Annotated in this window: 1 protein-coding gene; it reads left to right on the top strand. The window is 65.1% G+C overall.

Translation table 11 applies throughout. The features are described from left to right. A partial coding sequence (locus L692_RS0101910) for a dynamin family protein (protein ID WP_025696699.1) occupies nt 1–1,222 on the top strand: 1,222 nt, incomplete at both ends.

Below are 1,222 nucleotides of genomic sequence, written 5' to 3'. Positions count from 1 at the left end.
CTTCGCCAATGCGCTGCTGGGCGAAGAGGTGCTGCCCGTGTCTCCCCATCCCGCCACGGCCGCTGTGAACCGCATACTGGCGCCGGAGGGACCATACCGGCACGCCACGGCCGAGGTGGCCATGAAGAACCGGGAAGAGATCTGGGAGGATATCCGTTATTCCTTCGGCGTGCTGGAGCTGGGGGAGCCGTCGCCCGGTGCCTGGGCTGACGCAGTGTCTAAGCTGCCGACGAGGGGCCTGCATCCGTCTGCGCTGCCGCATGCCGGATTCTTAAGGGCGGCGGCAAGAGGCTGGAAGGAGGCGGAGCCGCTTCTGGGAACGGTCCGGACGGCTCAGCTTGACGAGTACCGCAGTCTGGTCGCCGAAGAGAGCCGGGCCTGCTTCATTCGGGGCATCGACCTGTACTATGCCTGCCCGCTGACGGACAGCGGCATTGTGCTGGTGGATACGCCGGGAGCGGATTCGCTGCACGCCCGGCATACCGGCGTCACCTTCGGCTATATGAAGGAAGCGGACGCGGTCTGCTTCGTTACCTACTACAATCACGCTTTTTCCAAGGCGGACCGCCAGCTGTTGTCGCAGCTCGGCCGGATCAGGGAGAGCTGCGAGCTGGACAAAATGTTCGTCATTGTCAACGCCTCCGATCTTGCGGCGGATGAGGAGGAGCTGGCGGAGGTCCGGGAGCATGTCGCGATGAACCTGCGGTCTGCGGGCCTTATGAACCCGCGTATTTATGCGCTCTCCAGCCTCCAGGCGCTGGAGGGGAAGACGGGAGCGGGCCGCCCGGTGTATGAGGGCTCCGGGTTCGGCGACTTTGAGGCGGCGCTGTGGCGATTTGCCGGTGAAGAGCTGCCCGCTCTGTCGCTGAAGGCGGCCCTGGACAGTCTGTCTACGGTCCGCAGCCGCGCGGAGGAATGGCGGGATATGGCGCTGAAAGCCGAGTCGGAACGGGAGGCCGAGAGCCGCCGCATGGAAGAACGCCGCCGCGCAGCGGACATCCGGCTTGGGCAGCTGGTAGCCGAAGAGCGTCCTGCGCGCGACCTGCGCCGCGAAGGAGAAGAGCTGCTGTACCATATTCATCAGCGGCTCGGCTTCTCGCTTGGCCGGATGCTTCAGGAATCCTTCCATCCATCGCTGCTGCAAGATGGCGGCGGGCTGAAGGATATCTTCACCGCCTGCGGACGTGAATTGTGGCGCACTGCGGGCCGGGAACTGGAGGCC

This window comes from Paenibacillus forsythiae T98, assembly GCF_000520735.1.
Classification (GTDB): domain Bacteria; phylum Bacillota; class Bacilli; order Paenibacillales; family Paenibacillaceae; genus Paenibacillus_AQ; species Paenibacillus_AQ forsythiae.
Note: the sequence above shows the minus strand (reverse complement) of the source record. Positions and strands in the feature narration are given on the sequence as shown.